The sequence below is a fragment of the Kordiimonas sp. genome (assembly GCF_048264555.1).
GTDB lineage: Bacteria > Pseudomonadota > Alphaproteobacteria > Sphingomonadales > Kordiimonadaceae > Kordiimonas.
This window is the reverse complement of record NZ_JBLXCX010000001.1, coordinates 624815-646724: the sequence shown is the minus strand read 5'-3', so window position 1 is coordinate 646724 and position 21910 is coordinate 624815. Positions and strand designations below refer to the sequence as shown.

14 protein-coding genes and 1 tRNA gene are annotated in these 21910 nt (G+C 55.0%); 5 read left to right on the top strand and 10 right to left on the bottom strand.

Translation table 11 applies throughout. The features are described 5' to 3' along the window. The first annotated feature begins 298 nt into the window (after positions 1-298). Complete coding sequence (locus tag ACN0XZ_RS03115; protein ID WP_417456250.1) at positions 299-799, top strand: CarD family transcriptional regulator; 501 nt, start codon at positions 299-301, stop codon at positions 797-799. Between the two features lie 98 nt (positions 800-897). Here the strand turns inward: ACN0XZ_RS03115 and ACN0XZ_RS03110 are convergent, their stop codons facing one another. After that, a complete protein-coding gene (locus ACN0XZ_RS03110; protein WP_417456249.1) occupies positions 898-3087 on the bottom strand; it encodes a M56 family metallopeptidase in 2190 nt (729 codons plus the stop codon). Next, positions 3077-3460 (bottom strand): BlaI/MecI/CopY family transcriptional regulator, encoded by a 384-nt coding sequence (locus tag ACN0XZ_RS03105; protein ID WP_417456248.1) that lies wholly within the window; start codon positions 3458-3460, stop codon positions 3077-3079. Before ACN0XZ_RS03105 ends, ACN0XZ_RS03110 begins: the two co-directional genes overlap by 11 nt. Positions 3461-3693: 233 nt before the next feature. Between ACN0XZ_RS03105 and ACN0XZ_RS03100 the strand changes: the two genes are divergently transcribed. Then, the gene (locus tag ACN0XZ_RS03100) at positions 3694-4575 is read left to right on the top strand and encodes an RNA polymerase factor sigma-32 (RefSeq protein ID WP_417456247.1); all 882 of its coding nucleotides are present in this window, start codon (positions 3694-3696) and stop codon (positions 4573-4575) included. Positions 4576-4616: 41 nt separating this feature from the next. On the opposite strand, the gene ACN0XZ_RS03095 is transcribed toward ACN0XZ_RS03100, so the two are convergent. Further along, positions 4617-5414 carry a thermonuclease family protein gene (locus tag ACN0XZ_RS03095; RefSeq protein WP_417456246.1) on the bottom strand — a complete coding sequence of 266 codons (798 nt, stop codon included), beginning with the start codon at positions 5412-5414 and terminating at the stop codon, positions 4617-4619. Between the two features lie 68 nt (positions 5415-5482). On the opposite strand from ACN0XZ_RS03095, the gene ACN0XZ_RS03090 reads away from it, so the two are divergent. Further along, positions 5483-6421, top strand: a complete 939-nt coding sequence (locus tag ACN0XZ_RS03090) for an aminotransferase class IV (RefSeq protein WP_417456245.1) — start codon at positions 5483-5485, stop codon at positions 6419-6421. After that, positions 6418-7152, top strand: coding sequence for an HAD family hydrolase (locus tag ACN0XZ_RS03085; protein WP_417456244.1), 735 nt, complete (start codon positions 6418-6420; stop codon positions 7150-7152). The genes ACN0XZ_RS03090 and ACN0XZ_RS03085 overlap by 4 nt, the downstream gene beginning before the upstream one ends. On the opposite strand, the gene ACN0XZ_RS03080 is transcribed toward ACN0XZ_RS03085, so the two are convergent. Next, complete coding sequence (locus tag ACN0XZ_RS03080) at positions 7149-8678, bottom strand: ATP-binding protein (RefSeq protein WP_417456243.1); 1530 nt, start codon at positions 8676-8678, stop codon at positions 7149-7151. The two genes, ACN0XZ_RS03085 and ACN0XZ_RS03080, sit on opposite strands and share 4 nt — an antisense overlap. 171 nt (positions 8679-8849) lie before the next feature. On the opposite strand from ACN0XZ_RS03080, the gene ACN0XZ_RS03075 reads away from it, so the two are divergent. Then, positions 8850-8926, top strand: a tRNA-Arg gene (locus tag ACN0XZ_RS03075). Between the two features lie 131 nt (positions 8927-9057). Here the strand turns inward: ACN0XZ_RS03075 and ACN0XZ_RS03070 are convergent. The 6 genes from ACN0XZ_RS03070 to ACN0XZ_RS03045 form a co-directional block, all read right to left on the bottom strand. After that, a complete protein-coding gene (locus ACN0XZ_RS03070) occupies positions 9058-10149 on the bottom strand; it encodes a sensor histidine kinase (RefSeq protein ID WP_417456242.1) in 1092 nt (363 codons plus the stop codon). Continuing rightward, on the bottom strand, positions 10146-10631 hold the full coding sequence (locus tag ACN0XZ_RS03065) for a response regulator (protein ID WP_417456241.1): 486 nt from the start codon (positions 10629-10631) through the stop codon (positions 10146-10148). Before ACN0XZ_RS03065 ends, ACN0XZ_RS03070 begins: the two co-directional genes overlap by 4 nt. Position 10632: 1 nt before the next feature. Further along, entirely contained in the window at positions 10633-12447 is a 1815-nt protein-coding gene (locus tag ACN0XZ_RS03060) for a CHASE domain-containing protein (RefSeq protein WP_417456240.1), read from the bottom strand. 14 nt (positions 12448-12461) lie between these two features. After that, positions 12462-13247, bottom strand: coding sequence for a hypothetical protein (locus tag ACN0XZ_RS03055; protein ID WP_417456239.1), 786 nt, complete (start codon positions 13245-13247; stop codon positions 12462-12464). Between the two features lie 165 nt (positions 13248-13412). Next, positions 13413-14000: a hypothetical protein gene (locus ACN0XZ_RS03050; RefSeq protein ID WP_417456238.1), complete on the bottom strand. Its 588-nt coding sequence runs from the start codon at positions 13998-14000 to the stop codon at positions 13413-13415. A 137-nt stretch (positions 14001-14137) separates the two neighbouring features. Next, positions 14138-21712: a VCBS domain-containing protein gene (locus ACN0XZ_RS03045; RefSeq protein WP_417456237.1), complete on the bottom strand. Its 7575-nt coding sequence runs from the start codon at positions 21710-21712 to the stop codon at positions 14138-14140. Positions 21713-21910 lie beyond the last annotated feature (198 nt).

Genomic DNA, 21910 nt, shown 5'->3' with positions numbered 1-21910 from the left:
TTACTAATTTTGTGTTACAAGAGGAGATTGCGCGATCCAATTGCGGCAAGTGGACTCGTGCGTGGTGGCTGGAACCGCCGAAATTTGAAGATGCTGATTTGAGGCTTGATTGTGCCGCCCTGGGCGGGGTGGTGCAACGGTTTTTTTGACGCAGTTTGACCGAAAAGCTTTTGAAAGCGCTTTTCTTAAGGGTTTCCGCAGCCTTGCTGAGCTTTTGAGCGCGCGAGGACCGTGCCCGTCGGGACCCGGATATTATGGCAGGTGCGCCTGCCTTAGATAAGAAGGACATAGAACCACTATGGCAAAATCCAGTAAACATCCCTTTGCAGTCGGTGATTACATTGTATACCCCAAGCACGGCGTGGGCCGGATCACGGAGCTTGAGGTTCAGGAAATCTCTGGCCTGAAGCTTGAACTTTATGTGATTCGTTTTGAAAAAGAGCGCATGACGCTTCGGGTACCAACAGGCAAAGCGGAAGCCAGCGGCATGCGTCGTCTTTCCAATGATGCCACGCTCAAGGAAGCGTTCACCACGCTTAAGGGCAAAGCGCGCATCAAACGCACGATGTGGAGCCGTCGGGCACAGGAATATGAAGCAAAGATCAACTCTGGTGATCTTGTTTCCATTGCGGAGGTTGTTCGCGACCTTCACCGTGGTGCTGACCAGCCTGAGCAGTCATACAGCGAGCGTCAGATTTACGAATCTGCTCTTGGTCGTTTGGCTCGTGAGCTTGCAGCTGTTGAGGATATCGACGAAGCGGCAGCGATGGTTAAGCTTGAGAAAGAGCTGGCTGCTTAAGCCTCTCCTCTCTCGATCAGTTATAGAAAAACCCGCCTCAAATGAGAGGCGGGTTTTTTGTTGGTTACTGGCTCGGCTTGGCCGTTGGGATAATCGCGCTACTCTTCTTCCTCAACGGGTTCTGTAGCACCATGTTTGCGCAGGAGGGCAGCCATATCATCATGGCCGTACCGCAGCGCTTGGCCGAGGGGTGACCGGTGAATGGCTCTCCCCGCGACGCGGCCGTTCCACACGTTGCCGGCTTTTACCCGAAGGTTAACGTCAGCCCCTTTTGCGATCAGGAACTCAGCTACATCCAGATGTCCGGCCCGCGCCGCACCAATGAGGGGTGTTTCGTCACCGAGCACAAAGCCGTTCACATCCGCGCCAACGCTAACAAGCTGTTCCACCACGGGGAGGTTACCCACCACGGATGCCATGATCAGCGGGTTGCCATCACCCGGCGCCGCAAGGTTCACATCCGCGCCAGCGTCGAGGAGAAGGCTCACCATCTTCTGGTTACCGCCGCGCGCGGCGACTACAAGCGGCGTACCGTCGCCCGGCGCGTAGCCGTTCACGTCCGCGCCCACATTCAAGAGGGCCTTGACCATCACGTCGTCACCGCGCTGGGCAGCAACAATGAGCGGCGTGCCATCACCGGGGGCGATACCGTTTATATCGGCTCCTGCCTCCAGCAGCAGTTCGGTAGTGGCGGTCTCGCCCGCCCTTACAGCAACGAGGAGAGGCGTACCGTCACCCGGTGCAACCTGATTGATGTCAGCACCGGCCTCGAGAAGAGCCTTCACCATGGTTGTATTGCCGCGCCGTGCCGCCACGAGAAGCGGTGTGCCGTCACCAGGTGAGAAGCCATTTACATCCGCACCGGCCTGCAGGAGGGCTTGCACCATGGATTTGTCACCACGGCGTGCCGCCACAAGAAGCGGTGTGCCGTCACCGGGGGCCGCCTTGTTGATGTCCGCGCCAGCCTCCAGCAGGGTTTTAACCATGCTTTCGTTACCGCTCCGCGCTGCAACGAGCAGAGGCGTGCCGCTGCCGGGTGAAACCTTGTTCACGTCTGCCCCGGCATCCAGCAGAGTTTTGACCATGCTGAAATCGCCCTTCAAAGCCGCGACAAGAAGGGGGGTGCCGTCGCCCGGCGCGTCATAGTCCACATTCACGCCAGCGCCAAGCAGCGCTTCTGCATGCCGGGTGCGGCCTTCAAGGATAGCGTCAACAAGGGCAGCGCCCTGTGCGTCCTGGAGTGCTGTGGTGTTTGAATTTGCTGCCACTACCCGCTCAAGCGGTGCGACAGGTGCATCCGCATCTGTGGCTGCGCTGTTGTCCGCGATATAGACAACCTGGCTTGAAAGAGCAGCCCATGCCGCAACACCCGAGAGGCTCGTGGCCCCAATGAGGGTCAGCATGCCAAGGGCGCGACGGACGAGGCTTAGCTCCTGCCGGGCAAGGCGTTTCACCCTATCCGTGAGCGGGTGACGCCCATTCCCGAACCATGCACAACCAAGCGGAGCCTGATCACCCATCAGTTGGGACTTGAGCAGCGTTTCCGCATACGCCCGGCGGTGTTGGCCAAACCGGCGCATGACCCGCTCGTCGCACGCCAGTTCCTGATCGGTACGGAAAAGCCCGTACGCCACATAGGCCAGCGGGTTAAACCAGTTGAGGGACCTTAGCGCGATTGCAAGGGCGTTCATCTGCATGTCGCCCGCGCGAATGTGGGCTTGCTCGTGTGCCAAAATCAGGCGGCGCTCGAGTGCGTTATAGGCAGCTGTAAAATTGTCCGGCACGACAATGCGCGGTGTCAGGAAACCGAACACAGCAGGTCCGACTTTCGCATGACGAGCCACACGGGCCTTGGAGCTTGTAAGCCCATGCTGCTTATAAAAGCGCTTCTGCCGGAGCCCAAGGATGGTGAGGCTTGCGGCCACTCCCATAAACCAGAGACCAAAAAGCCATGGGCTAAGGTCTGTTGGCGTTTCAGTATTGTGGGGTGTAGCCGCCCGAATAGTGTGTTGCTGTGGTGTGGGCATAGCCTGGGCGATAGGCTGGGTCTCGCGCATGCTGGTGATGGCGGGTTTATCTGTGACCGTGGGTTTCATGGTTTGCGTGAAAATCAGCTCCGCGGGCAGCAGGCTCGCGATCAGAGCGATTGGCACAATAAGCCAAAGGGCGTAGGCCGTTCTGGCGCCAAAGGCCGCACGCACATGGCGCCGCAATAGAAGAACAGCCAATATGCCCGCGCTGGTGCCGACCATGGCTTGAAAGAGGTGCGTAAAAATATCACTCGTCATCGTCCAGCTCCTTTATCAGTTTTTTTAGCTCCGCGATGTCTTCGCCGCTTAGCTTTTCATGCTGGGAAAAATGGGTCAGGAGGGCAGAGACTCGGCCGTCAAAAAGACGGTCCAGCACCCCTTGGCCTTCATGGGTTATATAGTCGTCGTGGCTCAGGACCGGGCTGTATAGGTAGCGTCTGCCGTCTTTTTCTGCCGATATGGCGCCTTTCGACAGAAGGCGGTTCAGCAGCGATTTAACGGTGCCAACACTCCAGTTCTGTTCAGCGGCAACGCCGTTGGTGACGTCTTCCGCGCTTAGGGGATAGGCACGCCAAAGCGTTTCCATCACCTTGCTTTCAGCTATGCTGATTTGTTTTTTTTCCTCGCTCATGAGATTACGTTTACACATGTAATCAATAATAGCAAGCTTTATGTTTACATCTGTAATCGACGCGATTCGGCGTGCGTTGAATGCTTCTCCCAGACCTGTTTTGCAACAAAGTTGAGGATTCCCGGCGCTCACGCCGAATTTATGCAGACATTAAAAAAAGTTGCTGCAAAGCCAAAAAAACTTCGTCATAATGCGATCCATTAATCAAGGTCATTAAAAATTGGGAGGTGAGAGTGAGCCGAGGAAACTGGGCCACTGGGGAAGATCGCCGCTTAATTCGTTTCGCAATGCGTGCGCCAATGCTGGACAGGGAAGAAGAAGGCGAACTGGCGCTTGCGTGGCAAATGGAACGGGACGAGCGAGCCCTCAAAAAATTGACCGAAGCGCATTTGCGTCTCGCGATTGCGGCAGCCAGCCGCTACCGGCATTATGGCTTGCCGGTTGCTGATCTCATTCAGGAAGGCACTGTTGGCCTTATGGAGGCCGCATACCGGTTTGAGCCGGAGCGGGACGTGCGTTTCTCAACATACGCAAGCTGGTGGGTTCGTGCCGCTGTGCAGGACTATGTTCTCAGGAACTGGTCGATCGTACGCACCGGCACCACAAGCGCCCACAAAGCTTTGTTCTTTAACCTGAAGCGCCTCAAGGCCCGTATGGGCGTTGACCCGGACCGGCCGCTTTCTATGGGAGCCAGGAACGAGATCGCCGATGAGATGGGCGTGCGGCTTCGCGATGTTGAGGCCATGGAGGGCAGGCTTTCAGGTGTTGACCGGTCGTTGAATGCGCCGGTAGCTGATGAAAGCGCGCAGGAATGGCAGGATCTTCTCGTGAGCGATTCGCCACGGCCAGATGATCTTTATATGGAAAACCATGACAGCAGCAAAAAAGCTGCTTTGATTGAGCGTGCCATGAGGCATCTGACCGAGCGGGAAAGCTTTATCATTCGTGAGCGTCAGCTCCGTGAAGATGGTGTGACCCTCGCGGTCCTTGGTACTCAGCTCGGTATTTCCAAGGAGCGGGTACGCCAGCTGGAGGCCCAGGCGCTTGGCAAGCTGAAGCAAGCTTTGATGCAAGATGTGGGTGACCCGGTGCTTGCGGGGCTTGCAGGCAGCTAACCCATCTACCATCTGAACCACTACCAGAAAGCCAGCGCGTCTCAGGGCTGGCTTTCGTGTTTTATGATCCGGATTTGTCCGGGGCCTTGCAATAATAGTCGCGGCCCAGATTTAAAATCGATCCAGCCGCGCACTTCAATATGCTGGCCTTCAAGGCTTAGGGGGTCGAGCCCGATGCGGTCAAAATACCGCGTGGTGAGCGCCGGGATCTCAACGGTGAAATCCGTGCGCCAGTCGTCCCCGAAGTTGAGGAAGATGGTATCGCGCACCTTTGCGGCATCAACCACCACACCTTCCACGATCTGGAACCAGCCCGCTTTCACGCTGTTGCCGGTGGCGGCAACCGGTTGCAGGTTTTTGAATATCCATAGGCCTTTTTTCCCGGCGCGTGCTTCCAGCTCGGCATCATAAAGCTTATCAAGGCCACGTCTGCGGGTGGGACTGGGGAAAACAAAAACATGCCCGTCACGCACAAGGTTATGTTGAAGCCAGCTGCCGTCCGGCATTACTGCGTGGGCCACAAGTTCACCCAGGCGGTTGGTTTTCTGTCCTTCGCAGTAAAGCGTTACGGTTTGGTCGCGCAGCACCTCCATCAGGTGTTTTTTGGCTTCAACGGCATGCGGCCAGCTGGTGTATTCGCTTGATGGCTCCCAAAACTCGGGCGCCTTGACGAGCGCAAGTTTGACCGTAAGCCCTTCCGGTGTTTTGAACCTGGCACCACCAAGCGTTTCAGCGGCGGTTGTGGTGCCACAATCCTGAAGGCCGCTGGTGTCGAGGCTCAGGTCTTCTGCCAAAGCGGCAGGTGCGGCAAGAATAAGGATTGCAAGCGCTTTCAGCATGTTTCATCCTCCAGCTGAGGCTTGAACAGTTACACCAAACCCCGAATTTGACAAGAAAGAGAATCTCTGTGGCGCACGGCACCCATGACTATATCGACGATCCAAGAAACCGGGATATTTTGATCAACGTGAGCGGGGAGCTGTTTCCGCGCGATGAGGCCAAAGTCTCCGTCTTTGATAGCGGTTATATTCTTGGTGATGGGGTGTGGGAGGGTCTGCGCCTGCATCACGGCACATTGGTGTTCCTTAGCCAGCACCTCAAGCGGCTTTATGAGGGTGCCAAGGCCATTGATATGGATATCGGGCTCACGAAGGCTGAACTCACCAAGCGGCTCTATGACACGATTGACGCCAACAAGATGCATGACGGTGTGCATATCCGCCTGATGGTCACGCGGGGTATCAAAGCGACGCCGTATCAGGACCCTCGGGTCACCATTGGCCCCGCCACCATTGTGATTATTCCTGAATATAAAGCGCCGCTTAAAGAAACGCTGGACCGGGGTATTCGTCTGTTCACGGCCCACGTGCGGCGGGGTTTCCCTGACGTGCAGGACCCAAAGCTCAACAGCCATTCAAAACTGAACTGTATCACCGCCTGCATTCAGGCCGCAAAAGCCGGGGCTGATGAAGCCTTGATGCTCGACCCCCACGGTTTTGTGGCCACATGCAACAGCACGCATTTCTTCATCGTGCGGGACGGGGAGCTGTGGACCTCAAGCGGGAAATATTGTCTGGGCGGCATCACGCGGGGCACGGTGATCACCCTCGCGAAAGAAGCGGGCATCCCGGTTTTTGAGAAAGATTTCAGCCTCACGGATGTTTATGGTGCCGATGAGGCTTTTGTCACCGGCACCTTTGCTGGGCTCGTACCCGTTGGAGAAGTGGACGGGCGCATAATTGGGGAGGGTGACACGCCACCCATGCCCGGGCCGATGGTGGCAAAGCTGCGCAAGCTCTACATCAAACGTATTGAGGACGAGGCGTCAAAAGGGCGCGACGCGTGAGGGATGTGATCCGCATCGCCATGTGGTCGGGGCCGAGGAATATATCAACGGCCCTCATGCGGTCGTTTGAAAACCGGCCTGATACCATGGTGGTGGATGAACCGTTTTATGCCTGTTTCCTTCAAGAAACCGGGATAGATCATCCGGGGCGGCAGCTTGTTCTCAAGGCCCAGAGCACGGACTGGCGGCAGGTAGCAAACGACCTGACCGCCGCTGTGCCAGACGGCTATGACATTTTTTATCAGAAGCATATGTGCCACCACATGGTTGGGAGCCTTGATTGGGCTTGGGCGCGAACCCTTAAGCATGCATTTCTCATCCGTGACCCGCGCGCCATGCTGGCGAGCTATGTGAAAAGCCGGGCTGAGGTTACCCTCGACGACATCGGCCTCGTAAGGCAGGTTGATATTTTTGAGCGTGAGGCAGACAGGCTCGGTTCTGCCCCGCCGGTGATAGAGGGGAGCGATATCCTGCGGGACCCCGAGTTTTATCTTGGCCGACTGTGCGAGGCGCTGGGCATCGCGTTTGATCAGGCGATGTTGAGCTGGCCCTCAGGCGCGCGCGATACCGACGGCGTGTGGGCACCGTGGTGGTACGAAAATGTGCAAAAATCTACCGGTTTTATGAAGCGTGAGGAAAGCGAGAAGGTTCATCTTAACGCAGCGCTTGAACGCATCGCAGATCAAGCCCTTCCGCTTTATGAGCGCATGCGCGCCCACAAGATCACTTAGGCGTCTTCACGGTATAGCGGGAAGCGTACGGTGACGGTTGTGCCCGCACCGGGTTTGGATGAAATGTCGAACTGACCGTTAAGGAGGTCCATAAAGCGCGTGACAAGCGGCAGACCAAGACCTGTGCCTGAATGTTGGCGTGAAAGCTCCCCTTCAACCTGACCAAAAAGTGAGAGCGCCGTTTCGATCTGGTGTTCGCTCATGCCAATGCCGGTGTCTGTGATGGTGATGTCGTAGAAGCGACCACGGCTCAGGCCCGTCACTGTCACGCTGCCACCAGGTTCAGTGAACTTGATCGCGTTTGAAAGCAGGTTGATCAGAACCTGGCGCATGATGCGCTCGTCCGAGAGTGTTTCGGCGGGCAGGCAGTCGGTGCTCAGTGTTACGCCGCGTTCAAGTGCGGGCGCAGATACCAGCTTGCATGCAGACGCAACCACGGCGCGCGGATCAACATTCTCCGCATAAATTTCGAACCGGTCGGCCTCCAGCTTGGAGATGTCGAGAATATCATTGATGATTGAGAGCAGGTGTTCGCCGCTTTCCCTGATCAGTTGCAGATATTCCTTGTTCTTTTCACCCTCAACCTTGCCGTAGAGCTCAAGCGAGATCAGCTCCGTAAAGCCAATAATGGAGTTGAGTGGCGTGCGTATCTCATGGCTGGTGGAAGCGAGGAAAGCCGATTTGGCCTTGTCTGCGCGGGCCAGCTCTTCCAGCACTTTGTTGGCCTGCCTGAGGAATCGCCCCAGCGCGATGATCACGATGACAAGCAGTATGCTGGCAGGCAACACCATGTAGCGGAGCATTTCACTGCCGGGTGCTGAGGGCCGCCAGCACAGATGCCCAATCAGGTCACCATTGTGGGAGAGGACAGGCAAGGTATTATCTTCGGCGCTCGGTGTGGTGGTGAACTTGAGACCCTTGACTGCATTGTCTTCGCCGATGCGTTCAATGTCGTCTTTGTCCACAAGCGATACGAAGATGATAAGCGCGCGTTTTTCATCGGGGATTGGCGGCAGTGACTTCACTTCCCCCGCCTGCACCATGCTGGCGCCAAAGGCGATCAGGTCTCCGTCAATCTCCAGAAGGCCAGACGTGCTGCTGGGCTTGAAATTTTCCGGTATCTCTATGGTTTTCGCGAGGTTTGCAAACCCTGCATCCAAAAACACATGCGGTGGCGGCAGGGCCGCGACAAAATTGCCATACGCCATGGTGCCGTCCCGCCGGACGATAAACACCCCCTGGATTTGACTGATACCGATAACAGATTCGCCAAGCGTGCTGTCGATCCAGTCGATATTCTCCTCAAGGGAGATGTTCTCGACCGCAGCATCCCACCAGGCGTTATCTTCCGCGAGCACCGCCAGTGAGCCATGGATGCTACGCATTTCTTGCTGGAGCACTTGTTTTTCCGCGGCGAGCGCAGCCGCATCCTGTTGCCGCGCCGCAAAAGCAGCAAGCGCAACAAGTGCCGCGATACTAACCGCGACAGCCACAAAAACCGGTGCAACAAGCCTACGAAAACTCAAACGTAATTTCCTGATAGACCCCCAAGTGCCATCAAAGAGCAGAAACCTTAATTTTCAGTAATGCTCCCGGAGAAAAGTGAGCTTAACCGGCCCCTTGGTGTTTTACCAACATATCCTTAGGATAGTTGACGGGCGCGCCGGTTGGGGTTACAGGAAAAGCGCTGTTTGTGAGGCCCCGTAGCTCAGCAGGATAGAGCGACAGATTCCTAATCTGTAGGCCACTGGTTCGAATCCAGTCGGGGTCACCACCATCTCTCCCTTTAGGCTCAATTGAAGTCCCTCATGATGGCTGCGCATTTTTTGGGTGTGTGAAGCCTGAGCCAATAAAGTCGCGAAGGCAGGTGGCGTGTCTGTGTTGCAGCAAAATCCGGAACAAGGTCTATCGGTTTACCTGGGCGGGTAGATAAACATGGAACGTACTTCCGTGCCCAAGTTGCGATGTACACCATATGCGACCATTATGGCGCTCAACGATACGTTTGCATGTTGCCAGACCAAGCCCTGTACCCTCGTACACTTCCTGATCTGCATGAAGGCGAGAAAAGGCGGTGAATATGTCTTTGGTCTGGTCTTCCCGAATGCCTATCCCGTTGTCTTTCACTGTTATAACAGTCCCATCGCCCGTATCCCCCGCGCGGATGATGATCTCGGGCGTTGTGGCTTCGCAATATTTTATGCCATTCGCTATAAGGTTTTGAAAAAGCTGAATGATTTGGCTTTTACACCCGAAAATACGTGGGATGTTCGTATCAACATGGATAACAGCCTTATGTTCAGCAATGGTGGTTGCTAGATTATTTTTTGCCTGGTCCAAAGCTTCTTGAAGGTCGAACTCATGGGCCTCCAGCTCCAAGCCACCATTGGCATACTGCTGAAGCGAGCTTATCAGCGCGTTCATATGGTGGGCGGACTGATATATGAAACGTATCTCTTGTTTTATATTGTTGTATTCATCTGTTTCTTCGGATTTCAGAAGCAGTAGCTCCGCAAAACCCATCACACCGTTGAGCGGTGTTTTGAGGTCGTGCGCGAGCACATTGGCGAAGGTTTCAAGCTCGTGACGCTGGGTTCTAACCTGACGCTTCAACTCAGTCTGTTCAATGGCGTGTGTCACTGCCCGGTGCATTGAGTCTGTGCTGACCCTGTCTTTAGGCAGATAGTCGACCGCTCCCAGCTTCATTACTTCCACGGCGACATTTTCATCACCCAGGCCCGTTAACATGATGACAGGCGCATCTGCATCCAACTGTTTCAGCTTCTCCAGAACATCAATACCGCTGATGCCGGGAAGCGAATAATCCAGCAAAACAACGTCAAAACTATTCGACCGATACATGTCCAAGCCGTCTTCGCCGGTCTCGGCTTCGATGACGTTGGCCTCAAACCCGCTCAGCTGCGTCAGAAAGCGTCTGAACGCAAAACGTCCATCCTCATCGTCGTCGATGATCAGCACATTGATAGATTTATTCATAGGCGGTCATGTATATCCTTGGGCAGCAAGGCAATCTCAAACCAGAATTCTTTCAAACGCTTGATAGCGTGAAAGAAACCATCGAGGTCGATTGGCTTTTTGATATAAGAATTTGCGCCGTGCCCATAACATTCCGACACGTCCCGTTCATCGTCTGACGTTGTCATGACAATGACCGGGATTTCATTGAGCCGCCGGTCCCCCTTGATGATCTTGAGCACAGCGCGGCCGTCAACGCCCGGCATGTTAAGGTCTAGCAAAATCAGGCCAGGGCGCGGAGCATGCACGCCGGGAGCCGGGCCAAACTCACCCCGCTGGAAAAGATAATCCAGCGTTTCTTCGCCGGACCGGCAGCGGATAATCTCGTTGCTCAGGTTGCCTGACTTCTGAAAGGCTCTGATAGCGGCTTCATAATCGTCGTCGCTATCTTCGACCAATAGAATAGGCGCTTTACTGGATATGGGAACGCGGTTTGTTTGCATGTTACTTTCCGAAGGTAAAATAAACTGTGGTGCCTTCACCCTTAGATGACTGTAGCCAGATACTTCCACCATGTAGGTCGATAATCTTTTTTACAATTGTGAGGCCGGCACCTGTGCCTCCTCCGTATTCCTTTTCGTTATGGAGCCGTTTGAAGATCCGGAACACCTGTTCGTGGAACTCCTTGGGAATACCTATGCCATTGTCTTGGACATAGAGGACATTTTCATGAACGATTTTGCCCTGCTGCATTAGCGGTAAAAACCCGACGTGAATTTTCTTCACCTGAGAGTTATTGTATTTCACACCATTCAAAATAAGGTTGTAAAGAACAATCTTTGCCTTTGTCGCATCGCAATGAATCTGGGGGAAGTTGTCATCGCAGGTGAGTGCAACATTCTGTTCCGTGAAAAGCTCATGCAACCTTTCGCGCACGTCCTCAATTTTAAGATTGATGTCGACAACCCGGCGGGCGTCTTCCGTGCGGCCAAGTCGCGCATAATACAGCAGGTCTTTTATTAAGCGCTCCTGTTTATCGGCCAGGATAGTCATGCGCTTGAGGCGCTTTGCACCATCAGACCCAAGTTTGTCTTCATAGTCTTCCAGCAGGAAACGCGCGTGATTGGACATGCCCCGCAGCGGTTCCTTCAGGTCGTGTGAGGCGATATAGGCGAATTGCTCCAGTTCCTGATTGGATTTAGCCAGCAGGTCTGACTGGTGCTGCAGTTCAATGGTCATGTCATCGGCATAACTCAGGGCCCGGCGATTTGCCCGCACCAGCACGAAGAACAGGCTAATGAGCATTATATCAATGATGATGCCGCCAAAAAGGATGATGAGGGGTTGGCTGCTTTGGTAGGCTGTGCGGAACGCAGCATTGGAATCGATGTTGAAAGACCATATGCGGCCATACATATCTACCTCAAAAACAGTTGAAAAAAGCGGCGTGGGGTCAACGCTAGCCTGACTGTCGTTTTCGGAGTGGGCGTCATCGTATAGCAGGTCAGGACCATCACTGATTTTGACCTGAACCTGACGGTTACCACTTGAAAGCGTGCCCTGCATCAGCTTGCTCATGATGAAGGGCGCATAGGTTACACCGACAATTTGTGATCGCCGGTCATCAAGGTTGGAGGGTTTTGCGCCGTCCCGGTAGAAAGGAGCGTAAAAAAGGAAACCTGGGGTTTGCCTCGAATCCTGCACGAGTGTGATTGGCCCTGTTACCTGAGCGGTACCCGTATCCCGGGCTTTTTTTATACCTGTGTAACGGTTTGTCTCAAACGCCATATCCAGCCCGACTGCCTTACTGTTTGGGGCTTCAGGTTCGATGTAGGTGATCGGCCAAAATTCACTTTGGTTGTGCTCAGGGTGAATTGAATATTCTGGTCTCATCGCGCGCTCACGGGCCAGATAGGCTGGCAGGCCTGCGGGTGTGACGTTAAAAATTACACCAATACCATTGATGCCGGGATAAGCTCTTTCAATGTGCAGGCTTTCTGCATATCCGTTCCATGATGCATGGGTTACCACACTATCGCTTGCATCAATAAACGCGACCCCGCCCCAAAGGGCATTTTCATAAAGCTGCATGCGTTCGACGACAAGGTCCACAGCCTGTTCGGCCTGCCGTTCAAACTCCAGCCGGTTTTTTTCTTTCACTTGCTGGTCTGAAATATACCATGCCCCAAATGTTAGCAGTAAGGAGCAACCCACAACCAGCCAGTGGCTCCAGTGCAGCATTGTACCGCGCACCAGTGCCCGGCGGGCTTGTGCGCCCGCGTTTGGGTCAGGGATGGCATTGCTGATGGTTTCGTGCATCTTTTGCCCCTTCATTACCAAACGATTTTATACTGAAGCCCAAGGGCGAGATTATCCACATCCGAGCGGCGGTATTCGTTGATGCGGTACTCTGCCACGGCGTGCAACTGGTCAAACAGCCGGACGCCAGCCTGAACTTCGCCTACAATGGGCCGCGCGGGAAAGGTATCGGGCAGGTCCTGGTTGAAAGTGTGGTCGACAAACCCCGCGATATAGATGCGGTCGCTGAGGGCGGGAAGTTTCAGGTTGAAAGCGTGTTCGATCTGCCAGACGTAGGGGTCTTCGTGGTCGAACTGCACGAGATGAAGGTTGATGGCATACACAAGGCCCACAGACTTGAAAAAATCAGCAAAGGCTTTGGTGTCATTCAGGCGCCATCTTACCCCCAAACGGTGCCGGTCATTATTGGCGCCATTCCTAAAATTCAATTGCAGTGTCAGGTCGAGTGGAAGCTCTTCTGAGAAAGCCCACCGCAGATTTTGCTCGGTATAGAATGTATTTTGGTCCGGGGCGCCCGCCGTGCCTTTGATCTGGCCGAAATTGTTCAAGCTGAAATATGACAATCCATGGCCAAGCTTCGCGCCCGCATTGATGGTCAAAAAATTGTCGTTCTTGGTTTCGCTCATATAGGGGTAGTAATTGAAATCCAGAAATGCGCCGCGCTTTTGATTGCTTGCGGCCTGCGCTGCGACCGTCACTGCGCATAGGATCAATACACCTGCCAACCTTTTGAGGGTTTTGCCGGTGTTTCGTGTATCCCACATTGCCGCCGCGCTTGGCGCCTCAATCCTGTCTGTCATGCCTGAGAACTTTCTCGCTAGAATGACCCCCGGTTGTAGAGATACCATTGAGCTCTTAATGAAAGGTTAGGGATGCGGGTTTAAGGCACGTTTCCGCCATTTTAGCCACTCACAAACTTCATCTGGCAGTTAACCGCCACGGCGTGAGTGCATAGGCGTGACTGTCTATTTCATGATTTCTAAGCTCGGCTCATAGCGCCGCTCGTCCTTGCGGTCGAGGATAAGCGATGTTTCCCCCATCGGGCGGTTCGGGAAAGTGCCACCACCGAAGCGCCACCCCTCTTTTGAGCGGGCCATGACGATATACTCGGGTTGCGGCGGATAGGCTTTTTCATATTTGCTGGCGATCAGGAAAAGGATGACATCCACATCCTTCCGGTAGCAGTGGCCCATTTCTGTGCAAGGCAGTTGTGTTGCATAGAGGGGCAGCGCCTTTTCAACCTTGAAAGAGAGAAGCTTGCCGTCACGCTTGCGGGCACGTCGCATCCATTTCCTGAAACGCTTGCGGTCATGCCAGTGCCGGATGCGGAAATCGGTCAGGCGCCACTGCTGAAGGTAATCGCCCTTCTGATACGCGGTGCCCCATTCCATCAACACCCCATAGGCGGTGCGCACATCTTCATCTGTCGGGAGAGGTGGTTTTTCCTCGTCTGCCGCGACAGGCGGCATTGCGGCAGGCGCTATAATAAATGTCAGGAAAAACAGAGCCGCAACAATAGGGCTACGCGGAAGGCGAGATCGCGTTTGTCTCAAAGAATAGGCCATACGCTATAGGCTATAGGATCGGGCCCAGTGAGGCGACCGAAAACAGGATTTCGAACGGGCGAGACACATGCATGCCTACCACGGCCCCATTTCATGGAGCCGTGGCAGCTATGGTTTATCCTGATCTAGATCAGAATTTGTGCACCGCTGAGGTCATCAAGGGACAGCCCCATGAGGAAGACACTTTCTCCGCCACCAAGGTCGATCAACACGCCTGCTTCACCGCCCACGATGGTCTCGATTGAGGCATCCGTCACGTCGCCTGCACTTGTAAACCCTGCGCCTGAGAGGCTGAGGTCAAGTGTGTCTTCTTCTGTGCTGAAATCCGTGATGGTGTCATTGCCAGCGAGTGCGCCAAAGACGAAGGTATCACCACCGTCACCGCCGGTGAGTATATCATCACCCGCGCTGGCCCAGAGAATATCGCTGCCAGAACCGCCATCAACGCTATCATCGCCAAGGCCGTTGAAAATGAGATCGCTACCATCACCACCCAAGAGAGTATCATCGCCAATATAACCATAAAGGGTGTCGTCGCCGTCTCCCCCCTCGATGATGTCATTGCCGCGGCCGCCACCCATCCGGTCGTTTCCGCCGCCGCCCGCGAGGCTGTCGTTGGCAACCTCAGCTTTGCCGCCCCAGAGGTGGTCGTCACCGTCGTTCCCTTCGAGGGTGTCGTTGCCGTCGCCGCCCCGCAGCGTATCGTTGCCGGTACCGCCGTCAAGGGTGTCGTCACCCGCGTCACCCCTGAGGGAATCGTCATCATCGCCACCAAACAGCGTATCATTGCCGTTGCCGCCTAGCAGGGTGTCGTTACCTTCACCGCCATCAAGTGTGTCATCGCCATTGGCACCATCCAGAGTGTCACCACTGTTGGTGCCAGAGAGGGTATCAGCGGTTTCACCACCTTTTTTGCTAGTGGGTTCGTCGGTGTCGACAACGGACAACCGAACGACGCGAATGATTGAGAGACCGGTGGAATCGGTCGCTCGCAAGCTCAGATCTACGGTTGGCTCCGTCTCGAAATCGAGGCTGATACCAGCTTTAAGCTTCAGCGTGGTGCCTGCAACCTCAAAGCGGCTGTCGTTCACTGAAAATGTGATGTTATCCCCGTTCGGGTCTGTACTCGAAATGGTACCAACAACAGCCCCTGCAACGTTTTCCTTCACGGACCGATTACTGAGGGTTGGGCTCGTCGGTGGTGCGGCATCTGCAATATCTGCTACGTTGAACGTGAGCGTAGAGGCACTGACGGCATATGTCGTACCGTCGTGCACGGAGAAGGTGAAACTGGAGCGCGCGGTGCCAAAGGCATCTGCTGCCGGCGTGTAGACCAGATTGCCTGCAGTGATGTCGCTTACGGATATCACGTCATTTACAGAAACATCCGTGCCGGAAAGTTTGAGGGTGTCACCGCTCGCCAATGTGAGGCTGTCGATGCGTACGCTGGTAAGGCTATCGCCAGAATCCGCGTCATCGAAACCGAAATTATCAACCGTCAACGCGTGAGTGGTATCTTCGTCCACAGCAACCGAGTTGGAAGCAGCGGTTGGAGCATCATTTGCCCCATTGATGGTAATGACAATGTCCTCAGTGGTGCCATCAGCGCTCGATACAGTGAGTGTATCACCGAGTGTGTCGCCTGCACCAAGGCCTTGCACCGTGGCGTCATTTTCATTGAGGTCATACGACCATTCGCCATTGGCAGCGATGGTCAGGTTGCCATAGGTACCGTTGATCACTTCCGCATCGAAGACATCTTCACCTGTGTCCACATCAGTGACCGTGGCTGTGTCGCCGATCGAATAGGTGGCGTCTTCATCGACGCTGACTGAAAGTGCGCCACCAATGGTCGCAACATCATTCACGCCTGTGATCGTGATCGTGATATTTTGCTCGGTGCCATCACCGGAGGTAACGGTCAGGGTGTCGCCAAGAGTATCGCCATTGCCAAGGCCTTGAACACCCGCCAGCGTTTCATTGAGGTCATACGACCAGTCCCCATTCGCGGCGATGGTGAGGTCACCGTATGTGCCGTTAACGGTTCCCGCAGTGAAAACATCTTCACCAGTGTCGATATCGTCAACGGTTGCTGTGCCGGTGATCGTGGTATCCACATCTTCATTGAGGGTACCGGTGAGGTTGCCATCAAAGGTGGCGACATCGTTCACGCCATTGATGGTGATGATGATGTCCTGTTCCGTGCCGTCGTCACTTGTGACGGTGAGCGTATCACCCAGAGTGTCACCATCGCCAAGGCCTTGAACACCCGCCAGCGTTTCATTGAGGTCATACGACCAGTCCCCATTCGCGGCGATGGTGAGGTCACCGTATGCACCGTTAATGGTTCCCGCTGTGAAAACATCTTCACCGGTGTCGACATCGTCAACGGTTGCCGTGCCCGTGATGGTGGTATCCACGTCTTCATTGAGCGCACCGGTGAGGTCGCCACCAAAAGTGGCGGCGTCATTGACGCCAGTGATGGTGATGACGATATCTTGCTCAGTACCGTCAACCGAGTTGATGGTGAGGGTGTCCCCCAGCGTATCGCCGTCGGCAAGCGCCTGTACCGCCGCATTGTCCTCGTCAAGATCGTACGTCCAGGCACCGCTTTCATCGATATCAAGGTTGCCGTATGTGCCCACCACACTCATGCCGTTGATCGGGTCGTCACCAACATGCGCTTCATCGGTATCGGGGTCGGTGACATCAAGGTCACCGCTCAGCGTGTCGGTGTCCTCGTTCATTGTGCCTGTGAGGTCACCGTCAAATGTCGCCGTATCGTTCACCGGGTCAACATTGACGGTGATATCCGCACTATCGCTTGCCGGATTTGTGTCAGAATCTGTAACCGTGACACGGATCACGCGGTTGCCGTCTGTCGGGGCATCATCGGATGCGTTGTCATACTGGATGGCACCGATCAGCGTTTGCACAAGCGCCGGTGTTGCGTTGCTGTTGAAGGTGATAACGAGGTCTTCACTTTCACCGCCGGTGGAGCCAGCCTCAATTGTACCGATAACGACCCCGCCTACGGTAACGGTTGAGCCCGCCGTCTGACCCGCAGACAGTGTTACCGTGCCGGTATCGAGTACCAGCCGATCATCCGTCGTCTGACCGGATTGGAAATCAATGGTGATATTGCCGCCATTAAAGTCGGTGGAATCACCGTCCGTCAGCGTAACATCGCCGTCCACATCAAGGTTGGTGGCGTCGTCTCCTTCGGTGAAGGTAAAGCTGTCACCGTCCAGATTGCCAAGAACGGGCGGGTTTGGTGTCACATTGATCGTGAAGTCAGCCGTGGTGTCCTGATCCCCGCTGTTCGCCGTGCCGTCGGCGTCGTTCAGCGTTAATGTGAAGGTGCGGGCATCAATGCCCGAGGGAGCCCCATAGTACAGGTTTTGCAGCAACGTCTCGACGCGCTCTGGGGTCGCATTACTGTTAAAGTTAATTGTAAAGTCGGTGCCGCCCTGGCCATCATCGGTTGCATCAACCGTACCGATTGAGACGCCGGATACTTCAATGGTTTCGCCGGCACTGACCGTGCCGTCGCCACCAGAAGCAACGGTCGTTCCGTCCACGGCCCAATCGCCATTTGTGGTGCCTGTGTTCTGTGTGATGGTCAGGAAACCACCGTTAAAATCAGGGGAATCAACGTTGGTGACGTCCGCGTCGCTAAAGAGCGATACGACCTGTGAGCCGGAGCCAACAATCACATCTGAGCTGTCACCATCCACACCGGTGACAACCGGGGGGTCATTGACCCCCGTGAGAGACACTGTTGACACCAGGTTTGGTGCAGACGCGTTGCTGCCACCATCTGCAGTGCCGCCACTATCCGTGATGCCAGTGATGGTAACCACCCGGTTAGCCCCGGTGGTGGGGTTATCCGAAGTATTCTCGTAACTGATGCCATCCACAAGAGTCTGTGTCGCCGCCGCTGACATCGTGCCGCCGCTCAGGGTAACGGTTGCTGTGCCGTCTGATACGCTGACCGAATAGGTCAGGCTGTTTGTGGCTGTCGTGCCCCCTTCGCCGTTGTCCAGCGTGATTGCAGTATTACCAATATTCAGTATTTCATTCTCAGTGTCGGAAACATTAGTAACCGTCAGGATCAGGCCGGAGATAGTTTGGCCAGTCTCAATGGTCGATGCTGTAACTGTATTGAACACATCCGAAGCAGCACCACCTTCCGTGAAGGTCGGATTGCTACCGGTGGCATCCAGCGTTGGCGCGTCATTCACCTCGGTAATGGACACCGTGGTGGAACCAGTATCGGTTCCGGGATTGTCGCCCGAACCTTGTGCATTGCCTGAGTTACCATCGCTGAAGGTCCAGTCAAGCTGTACACTGTCGCCTGGGTCATCGCTGGTGTTCTCATACCGAATATGCTGGAGCACGTCGTTGACAAGTGACGTGGTGGCCGCCGTTGCGGCTGACGTGAACGTAATCGTGAGTGTGCCGCCCGACACCGTATAGCTGGCGAAGGTATCGTCGTCCACAAAGGTGTTGAGCGCACCTGCGCTTGCACTGCCGGAGGTAACAAAGGTGTTGCCGCTCGTATCGAAGCTGAAACTGTCATTTGCGTTGGCGCCGCCATTCCGGGCAATGGTGAGTGTTGCACCGCTGTAATACCCATTGCCGCCGTTGAGCGCATCAAGCTCCACATCTGCTACGGTCACGTTGCTATCAAGCGTAACCGCAGCACCCTCCTCGGTGAAGGCCGGTGTGCCGTCAAGGCCTGCAAACACCGGCGTGTCGTTCACGGCTGTGATGTCGAGGTTGATCGTGTCCAGCGTTACATCGCCCGATCCATCATCATCGTTGGCTGTGATGGTAATGGTTGCAGCATCTTCGCCGTTGACGTTTTCCGCACCGGTAAATTGGATCGCGTCGGTGTCATCGAGATAGCTGGTGATATCGGCGGCGGTGCCAACGAGCGAAATCGTGGTGCTGTTGAGTAAGGTTTCGGTGACGCCTGAGCCAACGCCTTCGCCGTCAGCAGGCGAACTGAATGTCCCGGCGCTTGCCGTAAGCGTGACGGTGATAATGTCACTATCCGGGTCGTCAAAGGTAATATCCGACAGGTCAACACTGCTTTCGGTATCTTCAAGCACGGTCACGTCTGTCGGTGCATCCGCAGATGTTGGCGCATCATTGACAGCTATTACGGTCACTGTTGAGCTTAGGGATAGCGTGGCCGTATCGTCCCCGCCGTTTGCCGTACCGCCATTGTCGCTGAGGCTTGTGATCGTAACAACACGGTCACCCTCGGTAGGGTTCTCGCTTGTGTTCTCGTAAGACATGCCTTCCAGAATGTTCTCACTCGCAGCCGGGGAGCCGCTTGAATCGGTGAAGGTGAGGGTGGCTGTGGTGTCGGTGATCGCGACGTGAACAGTGATCAACCCGCCGTTTATGGTATCCGTTGTGTCGTTCGTCAGCGCGAAGGCTTTGCCGCCTGCATTGATAATCTCATTCGCGCCGTCGGTCACATTGGTAACGGTGATGGTGTAGCTGGCAACGCCGTTACCGTCCACGGTGGAAAGTGCCACACTGCTGAAGAGATCAACGGCTGAACCACCTTCGGTGAAATCCGGGTCCTCGCCGGTTGCGGTCAGCGTCGGCTCATCATTGACGGAGTTGATCGTCAATGTGGCATCTTCGGTCGCGCTCGAGAAGGCGGTCGTGCCGCCGTTTGTGCTCGTGTCTGCTGTGCTGCCGACGGAACCTGAAGATTTGTCCCACGCTCGGTAGGTGATAGTGGCTGTGCCGTTATAGTCCGCATCTGGCACAAAGCGGATCAGGTTGGTAGAGGCGCCGGTGAGCGTTCCATCAAGCAGAACAGATGCACTTTCGATATCTACCGAGTTGCCCGTGACGCCTGAAAAATTGGTCCAGCTGGAGCCATTATTGGTTGAGTACTGCCAAACACCATTGGTGTTATCCACATTCGTGACCGCAATGGCTTCAACCGCACTGCCGTCAACATCGGTGATGGAGCCATCGGTGACCATGTCGGCAATGCTTGTGCCGGTGTTGTTGGCGTTGTTGGTGGCGTCGTCATCCCCATCGGCGCCAGAGCCGTCATCATCGCCCGCGTCTTCGTTGATGGCGGTCAGGGTGGGCGCGCCGGAATTATCCAGCACCGGTGCATCATTAGCGGGCGTGATGGTGATGGAGATGGTATCGGCTGTGCCGTCTATCGTGCCGTCGTTCGGGGTTACGGTCAGTGTAGCGGTTGTTGTGTCATTCTGGTCCGTGGTGAACAGGATGTGAGAAGTATCATTGAGATAAGTATTCAAGTCAGCGACAGAGCCCGCGAGCGTCATTGAGGTGGTGCCTGAGGTCGCGATTGTCACACCGCCGAATGCGCCGTTTCCGTCAGCCGATGAGATTGTGCCACGGTCAACCGCCAGCGTGAGCGTGATGTCGCCAACGCCGTCATCTGAGATGGTGTAGTTTGAGAGATCAATCGCTGTCGCCACATCTTCCGTCGCGGAGGTATCTGCCGGTGAGCCACCAAGCTCGGGTGCAGCGTTGGAAACAGCGGTCGCAACCACCACATCATCGATGCCCATCAGCATCATGCTGGTATCGGACGGCGTAATCCGGAATTCCACGATATTGTCGAAGCTGCTGCCAAGATTGTCCGCCGAAATGGTGGCGTAGCCAAACTGCCGACCGCCGTCATCCGTGCCTTCGGTCAGGCTGGTCAGGCTGAAGGTGGCGCCGGAAATCTGGGTGCCGGATGCATCATGGCCGGTGATGGTAAAGGTCCTTGTTCCGCTCGCCTTGTACCAGAAATCGAAGCCGTTCAGCTGGAACGAACTGTCGTCATTGGTGCTGAGCGAGATATAGTTGACCGTCTGTGAGTTGTGGTTGATCTCCAGGTCACCAAAGACAACGGACTTACCGCTCCAGATCACATCCTCGCCGATAAGACTGGTGCTTTGGATGTTGACCGTGCCCATGTCGGACCGCTGAGATGTGGTGATGTCGATCTCGGAGCTGCCGCTTGCGTTGGCGTCGAAGCCCGAGCCCGCAACATTGGCAACGCTTGTGGTGTCCAGCGAGAAAGTGAAGCTTGTACCGAAATCCTCGGTGCCGACGGATGGCGCAGCAAGAAGCGCGTCGAAGCCCCCCATGCTTTCTTCGGAAAAGGCGGTGGTCTCTGCAATGTTACCAACGTTGACTTCCAGGTCCCAGTCACCACCAAGGGAAGAAGCACCAGTCAAATCGTCGGAAGCCGCAACATCGGCGCCTGTCACATCGGCAAGCATTTGAATGAACTCAAAGCCCGCACCACCTTCAGCTACGCGACAGCCATAAAGCAGTATGTCGCCATCCTCACTCAGCGCTGCACCAATGCGCGCGAGCGCATCTGCATGATCTGCGACAGTGGAGGCATTGATCTCGTCATTTCCCAGCCGGAGTGAGCCGACGTCACCGTGTGAGAGGATCTGCAGGGAGTCGATATCGCTTCGCCCTTCAAGAGCGGAGGCAAGCTCACTCAGCCCTTCGGCCCCAATCAAGATCACCTCGGTACCGGGAGAGACGCCTGCCAGCAGTGTTTCGTAGCCGTCCACTGTGGTGTCAACAACCACAACATCATGCGAGGGTGCCGATGTGGCGTGGGTCGCCTTGGGCTCAACCTCTTGGCGTTGCATGTCTTGATTATTGAAGTTGGAATCGAATTTCATTTGAATGGCCTTTACACATCAAAACACGCATCGGGTTTATTTGGTCGGTTCAAGTCATGTGTTCTACCAATTAGCAATGTTTACACAACTGTATTGCTAATTTTGAGCAACATATGAAACTAGAATTACGTCCGCCAGAATTATTGTGCAGGAAAATATTAAAAACAAGTAACTATGATAGAATTTTAGCGTAATTCT